The following is a 7,286-nucleotide window of genomic DNA, read 5'->3' as shown; positions in this document are numbered from 1 at the left end:
AAACATACGTTTTAATGCTTTTAGCAGGATAATTGGAATTTCGCTATAGATAATTAGAACAACCTTTAAGATCTATTGACTATGAAATATAGAAAATATAAAGTACTTAGCTTTTTTATTGTTTCCTTAGCTATTTTGTCTTGTGCAGACAAAAAGGAAAAGAAAGAAGTAGCCCAAGAAACAAAACCTGTTTACGAGGCAAATTGGGAATCTATAAAAAAGAATTACAAAGACCCAACTTGGTTTAATGAAAAGAAATTTGGAATTTTTATTCATTGGGGACCCTATTCTGTACCAGAATATTCATCAGAGTGGTACCCTCGTAAAATGTATATGGATACGGCTACTTTTTCTGCACAATTAAAACCAGGTCAAAAAGGTCCTTCAGATGTGTATTTACATCATAAAAAAGAGTGGGGAGACCAAAAAGAATTTGGTTACAAAGACTTTATCCCTATGTTCAAGGGAGAAAATTTTAATGCAAACGAATGGATAGATTTGTTTAAAAAATCTGGAGCTAAATATGTAATTCCAGTAGCAGAACATCATGATGGTTTTGCAATGTATAAATCTAATGTTACTCGTTGGAATGCTGTAGATATGGGGCCTAAAAGAGATATTTTAGGAGAATTATTTAAGGCAGGAAGACAAAAAGGGATGATTATGGGTGCATCTTCTCATTTTGCTTTTAATTGGTCATTTTTTAATAAAAAAGATCATTTTGATACTACAGATCCTGCGTATGCAGATTTATACTCTACTAAGGGTAAAAATTTAAAGGAGCCAGTATCTAAAGAATTTAAAGAAATATGGTGGGCAAGAACCAAAGATATTATAGATAGTTACCAACCAGATATTATGTGGTTCGATTTTTATTTAGATATTCCAGATTTTGCAGATCAAAGACCAAAATTAGCAGCCTATTACTATAATAAAGGAATAGAGTGGGGAAAAGAAGTTGTGTTACAAGACAAAAACTTTTCGCACGAAGCTTTTCCAGAGGGCACTGTTATTTATGACTTAGAACGAGGAAAACTTCCAGGTATAAGAAAATTGCCTTGGCAAACAGATACTTCTATAGGCAAAAACTCATGGAGTTATGTTTCTAACTGGGAGTCTAAAACAGCAAATCAGATAGTAGATGATTTGGTAGATATTGTTAGTAAAAATGGTAATCTTCTATTAAATGTTGGTCCCAAATCAGACGGTACTATACCAGAAGATCAAAAAGAAATATTATTACAAATAGGAGATTGGTTGGCAGTAAATGGAGAAGCTATTTATGATACCAAATATTGGAAAACATTTGGAGAAGGACCTACAGAAGTAAAAAAGGGTCATCACTCTGAAGGAAATAATAAAGACTTATCCTCTAAAGATATTAGGTTTACAACAAAAGATAATAAGCTTTATGCTATTGTATTGGCTTGGCCTAAAGATGGTATTGTAACCATAGAGTCTTTAGCTAAAGAAGCTACTTATGCTAAGGATTTAAATATTACAAATGCAAGAGTATTGGGTAGTAAAGAAAAAATAAAGTGGAGCCAAGAAGAAGGTGGCTTAAAGGTTATTATGCCTAAAGAAAAACCAGGTGACTTTGCATACGTTATTGAGTTAGAAATGTAGTTAAATTGTTTGAAGTAAGAGAGAGCCAAGGTTTTATAACTATATAATCTTGGCTTTTTTAATTTTAAAAGTTTTTTTAGTATGATGATACAGTGTTTTAAAAAAGTAACTTTTTATGTATTGATAACAAGCATTTTTATGTGTTTGTTTTTGAGTTGTAAAAGTGCAGATGTAACTAGAAATACTAATTCTTCAACTATTTATTTGTTTGATGAAAATTTATCTAATTGGGAAATTTGGATGGGTGCTGTTCACAAATCTGTAGATTTAGATGTAGAGAAGTTTACAGATGTAAAAACAGGCAAACCACTTGGGTTAAATAACGATCCAAAAAATGTATTTTCAATCATAAAAGAAAATAATACTCCTGTTTTAAAAATTACAGGTGAAATTTATGGTGGTCTAACAACAAAAGAAGAGTATGGTAATTACCATTTAAGCGTGCAATTTAGATGGGGAGAAAAAAAGTGGGAGCCTAGGTTGTACACAAAAAGAGATAGTGGAATTTTATACCATGCTAAAGGTCCGCATGGGGCTTTTTGGAATGTTTGGATGTCTAGTTTAGAGTTTCAGGTACAAGAAGAAGATTGTGGAGATTTTATTGCTTTAACAGATGTTTTTGGAGATGTGCCTGCAGAAAAAAAGTATGCAAAAAACGGAAATTCATTTTTTGAGTATAATCCTAAAGCTAATTTGGTTCCATTAAAATGGGGTGCTGGTTTTGAGTCTGGTCAAGCAAGTAAATCTGGTTTATACGAAAACCCAAATGGTGAATGGAATACATTAGAAATTTATTGTTTAGGGGCAGAAAGTATACATCTTGTAAACGGTGAAGTTGTAAACAGGGTAAAAAATGCCCGTTATTTAAAAAATGGTATTGTTACACCTGTAACCCAAGGAAAAATACAAATACAGTCTGAGGCTGCAGAAGTATATTACAAAGATTTAAAAATTACACCAATAACAAGGTTTCCGGAGGTTTATAAACAGCAATAAATAGGTTAAACACATAAGTAGTAGTTTCTAAAACATATGTGCTTTTGTGTCTAGTTTACAAGCAATAATTTTGGTAGAGTTGCAATGCCTGTACTTAAACAGTTTTAGTCAATAAAAACCTCTAGTTTACTTTCAATACTTTTATTTCTACTATATACTAACAGAAAATCAATTAAATCAACTATAAATAATTATGAAGCACATTCTATTAACCCTGAGTTTTTTAGCATCAATACATATATCTTACGCACAAAACCCTTTGGTAACAGATATATTTACAGCAGACCCAACTGCTCGTGTTTTTAATGGTAAATTATACGTTTATCCTTCTCATGATATTGTGCCAGAAGAAGGAGTACAAGCGCCAGATTTTTGTATGCCAGATTATCATATGTATTCTTTAGAAGGGGGTAATACTTGGAAAGATTATGGTGTTGTTTTAGATCAGAACAATGTTCCTTGGGGAGAGAAAAATTCTTACGGTATGTGGGCTCCAGATTGTATAAAAAAAGGAGATACATATTACTATTATTATCCTGCAGCACCAATAGATAAATCATCTTTTAGACGTATTGGAGTAGGTACATCTAAGAGTCCTACTGGTCCTTTTAAATGGGAAAAAAAGTATATAAAAGATGTTGAAGGGATAGATCCCGGATTATTGTTAGATGATAATGGCAAAGCATATTTGTATTTTGGAGGAGGAGAAAAACTATTTGTAGCACCTTTAAAAGATAATATGAAAGAAGTTGCTGCAAAACCTATAAAAGTAGAAGGTTTACCAGCAGGTTATAAAGAAGGTTCTTTTCCTATAAAAGTAAATGGAATGTATTATTTAACTTTTGCACATGTATTTGCAAACGAAGGGTATACAATTGCTTATGCTACAAGTGATAATCCTTTAGGGCCATTTGTTTACAGAGGAAAAATTATGGATAATCTAGGTAATGGAACCAATCACCATTCTATTGTAAATTACAAAGGAAAATGGATATTGTTTTACCATTGGTGGGAAATTAGTGGTTATAATAAATTAAGATCTATGCGCGCAGATTACATGACATTTAAAGAAGATGGAACCATAGCTCGTGTAAAACCTACATTAAGAGGTATAGGAGCACCAACTATAGGAGAAAAAATACAAGTAGACAGGTACAGTAGTATTAGTGGAGCAACAACCAACTTTGTTGGTGGTAATGAGCCAATAGGCTGGATGGTTACAGAAACCAAAATGATGGGTAACGTAAGTTTTAATAATGTAGATTTTGCAAATGGTACAGCTAAAAAAATAGTTGCACGTGTCGCAAGCGGACAAAGAATAGGTACTATGGAGGTACGTTTGGGTAATCCTAAAGGAGATTTAATTGCAGAGTTTCCTGTAAAATATACAGGAGGTTGGAACAATTGGGAAACTATAGAAACAGATTTGTTAAAAAGCGTTTCTGGAATGCAGAATATTGTAGTTGTTTTTAAATCTGTTTGGGGAGCAGACAAAATTGTAAATCTCAATTGGTTAATGTTAAAATAAACAAGTATGTATAAAAGATTAATTTTTACAATTGTTATTGTTTTTACAATACAGCTTTCAGCTCAAAAACAACCTAATATAATTGTTGTTTTGGCAGATGATATAGGAGTAGGAGATATTTCTTATTATAGAAAAATGCATTCTAATAAAATAGTAGTAAAAACACCTGCTATAGATAATTTAGCAAAAAATGGAATGACTTTTACAGATGCACACTCGCCTGCAGCATTATGTGCACCATCTAGGTATGCAGTAATGACAGGCAATAACTGCTACCGTAGTTATGCACCTTGGGGAGTTTGGGGAGCTTTTCAGCCCTCTCCTATAAAAGAAGACCAGCTAACTTTAGGTAAATTAATGAAAAACGCAGGTTACCAAACAGCTTTTTTAGGTAAATGGGGTTTTGGAATGGATTTTTTAAGAAAAGGGAGCGCAACAGAAGTTTATAGGTCTCCTAGAAAAAGAGTAGAACTAGATGTAGATGTACGCAAAATAATAGGTAAAGGGCCTTTAGATAATGGTTTTGACTACAGTTTAACTTTTCCTGCAGGTATACAAAACGTGCCATATGTAGTTTATGAAAATCAAGAATGGATGCCTTTAGAACAAAACTCAGAAATTGGCTATATCTCACAAGAGAATATGACTAAAAAAGGGGTTACTTTAGATAAAGATGAAGGCTTAGGAGATACCAATTGGGATCCACATAATATGGGGCCGTTACTAGTAAATAAAGCTGTAGATTATATTGCTAACGCAGATACAGACAAACCTTTTTTTATGTATTACTGTTCCTTGGCTGTGCACTTACCACATACACCAACTAAAAAACTTAATGGAGAAAAAATTGCAGGTGAAACACCATCTAAACATTTAGATATGGTAAAAGAGTTAGATGTGCAAATGGCAATGCTTGTAGCGGCATTAAAAAAGAAAGGTGTTTATGATAATACCGTAATTGTATTTACATCAGACAATGGAGGTTTGTTAAAAAAGAAAAGTATACAGGCAGGTCATAAATCCAACGATATTTACAGAGGAGGAAAAAACCAGGCATATGAAGGTGGACATAGAGTTCCTTTTATAGCATCGTGGCCAGGTTTTATAAAAGAAAAATCTGTGTCTAATATACCAGTACTGGGTTTAGATATTTTAGCTACTTTGGCAGCTATAACCAATCAAAATATAACAGAAGATCAAGTTAAAGATTCGGCTAACTTATTGCCAATTTTATTAGGAGACAACAAAAACAATAAAGTACATCCCTATTTGGTAACACAATCTGGTACAGGTAAAGAAGCAATAATTATTAAAGACGGTTGGAAATTAATTATAGCTTTTGATAAAAAAGATAAAACTAATAGCACTAGAAAACCTGTTGCATTATTTAACCTAAATACCAATATTACGGAGAATGAAAAGCAAAACTTAATAGATGCACCTAAATATGCATCTAAAGTAAAAAACCTTTTTACGACTTATAATAAGTACAGAGACTCTGGAGAGAAAACTAAAATATAATAGATATTTATACTAAAAAAAAGCCCAAACAAGTAATTAATTGTTTGAGCTTTTTTATGATTTATTACAGCTAATAATAATCCCAGAAGTCGTACTTTTCTCCGTTAACATTCTCTTTTTTATCACCTAGTTCTTCTGCTTTAATCTTCATTTCTGACCTCATTTGAGTTAAAAGATTTTTGTACTCCGGAAAAAATGATAAATCTTGGGTTTCCCAAGGGTCTGTTGTAATTTTAAAGAGTTGCGTAACTCTAGAACCAGCAACAAATTCCCCATCTTTTTTATTTATATCTTTAGCTCTTACATATTCAATTAGTTTAAAATCACCTTTTCTATAAGCTCTTTGAAACTGCTTGTATGCGTGATAGGTATAATTGCGGACTTGAGCTTTTTCATTAGTAATTATAGGTAGTAAACTTTTACCAGAGACAGAACTTGGAATGGTAGTATTGGTGAAATTGCAAATAGTAGGGAAAATATCATGTATATAGGTGAAGGCCTTGAAACGAGCTCCTTTGTTTTTTATAAGATTGCCAGAAAATAGTAATGGTACATGTATGCCATCTTCATCATAAACATTTTGTTTGCCCATTAAGCCGTGGTTGCCAACAGCTAAACCACTATCTCCAGAAAAAACAATTAAAGTATTCTCATACTGTCCGCTTTCTTTTAATGCAGCAATCACTTTTCCTATTTGGGCATCTAGATGGGTAATAATAGCATAATAATCTGCTAATTCTTGTTTTGCAATTTGTGGCGTTCTAGGCCAGGGAGCCAACTCTTCATCGCGTAAAAACATATGTCCGTTGTCAAAAGGATGCTGCGCCATATAAGAAGGAGGTAGTTCTATTTTATCTACATTATATTTGTTTTTGTACTCTTGTGGTGCTTGGCGCGGATCATGTGGTGCGTGAAAAGCTAAGTACATAAAAAAGGGTTTTTTATTTTTGTAATTTTTAAAATATTTGCTGGCTTCATTAGCAAAGACTTCAGAGGTATGCGGACCATTTTTTTCGGTAGCAGTAGGTCCCCTTTTTTCATCCTTAGAAATTGCTTGTTTAACAATTTTTCCGTTTGCATCATAAACCAATAAATAAGCATCTTTAGGTTTAAATTCTCCAGCCTTATCCCAATCGTAAAAAGGCATTCTAAATTGATCTACTAAGTAAACTCCTTTTCCCATTATTTTATCACCAGAATTAAAACTACGCTTTAAGGAGTTTCCATCTTGATGCCACTTTCCTATGATATGTGTATTGTAGCCTTCATTTTTAAGCGCTTCTCCAATGGTTTTATTTGCTACAGGTATGTTATGTCCTGCACCTTGTAACTGAAATAAGTTAGTGCCAGTTAATAACATTGCTCTACTAGCAACGCAAGTAGCACCTGTAAAAGCTCCCATTAAATATGTGTTTTCAAAAGCTACGCCGTCCTTTGCTAAAGCGTCTATATTTGGTGTTTGTACATTTGCACCACCTAATGCATGTACGCCAGAGTACCTATGATCATCTGTATAAATTATTAGTACATTGGGTTTGTCTTTTTTAGGTTGACAATAGCTATTGCTTAGATATAAAATGGTTACGAGTAGAAGAATATATTTTAAATTCATCAT

At 32.8% G+C, this 7,286-nt stretch carries 5 protein-coding genes; 4 read left to right on the top strand and 1 reads right to left on the bottom strand.

Translation table 11 applies throughout. From position 1 onward, the window contains the following. Positions 1-81: 81 nt before the first annotated feature. The 4 genes from ABJD66_RS05260 to ABJD66_RS05245 all read left to right on the top strand — a co-directional run bounded on the left by ABJD66_RS05260 (position 82) and on the right by ABJD66_RS05245 (position 5,671). The gene (locus tag ABJD66_RS05260) at positions 82-1,626 is read left to right on the top strand and encodes an alpha-L-fucosidase (RefSeq protein ID WP_348129003.1); all 1,545 of its coding nucleotides are present in this window, start codon (positions 82-84) and stop codon (positions 1,624-1,626) included. A gap of 138 nt (positions 1,627-1,764) precedes the next feature. Beyond that, positions 1,765-2,622, top strand: coding sequence for a DUF1080 domain-containing protein (locus tag ABJD66_RS05255; protein ID WP_348129000.1), 858 nt, complete (start codon positions 1,765-1,767; stop codon positions 2,620-2,622). 193 nt (positions 2,623-2,815) lie between these two features. Next, complete coding sequence (locus tag ABJD66_RS05250; protein ID WP_348128997.1) at positions 2,816-4,150, top strand: family 43 glycosylhydrolase; 1,335 nt, start codon at positions 2,816-2,818, stop codon at positions 4,148-4,150. Positions 4,151-4,156: 6 nt separating this feature from the next. Next, a complete protein-coding gene (locus ABJD66_RS05245) occupies positions 4,157-5,671 on the top strand; it encodes an arylsulfatase (protein WP_348128994.1) in 1,515 nt (504 codons plus the stop codon). A gap of 70 nt (positions 5,672-5,741) precedes the next feature. On the opposite strand, the gene ABJD66_RS05240 is transcribed toward ABJD66_RS05245, so the two are convergent. Continuing rightward, positions 5,742-7,286, bottom strand: a complete 1,545-nt coding sequence (locus ABJD66_RS05240; protein WP_348128991.1) for a sulfatase-like hydrolase/transferase — start codon at positions 7,284-7,286, stop codon at positions 5,742-5,744.

Source organism: Cellulophaga sp., from assembly GCF_039943695.1.
GTDB lineage: Bacteria > Bacteroidota > Bacteroidia > Flavobacteriales > Flavobacteriaceae > Cellulophaga.
The sequence above is the reverse complement of the archived record's forward strand: the minus strand, read 5'-3'. Positions and strand labels throughout refer to the sequence as shown.

Excerpts from the sequence above, each read along its gene's own strand:
- ABJD66_RS05260 (WP_348129003.1), top strand. The coding sequence starts at position 82 with ATGAAATATAGAAAATATAAAGTACTTAGCTTTTTTATTGTTTCCTTA.
- ABJD66_RS05245 (WP_348128994.1), top strand. The coding sequence starts at position 4,157 with ATGTATAAAAGATTAATTTTTACAATTGTTATTGTTTTTACAATACAG.
- ABJD66_RS05250 (WP_348128997.1), top strand. The coding sequence starts at position 2,816 with ATGAAGCACATTCTATTAACCCTGAGTTTTTTAGCATCAATACATATA.
- ABJD66_RS05240 (WP_348128991.1), bottom strand. The coding sequence starts at position 7,286 with ATGATGAATTTAAAATATATTCTTCTACTCGTAACCATTTTATATCTA.
- ABJD66_RS05255 (WP_348129000.1), top strand. The coding sequence starts at position 1,765 with ATGTGTTTGTTTTTGAGTTGTAAAAGTGCAGATGTAACTAGAAATACT.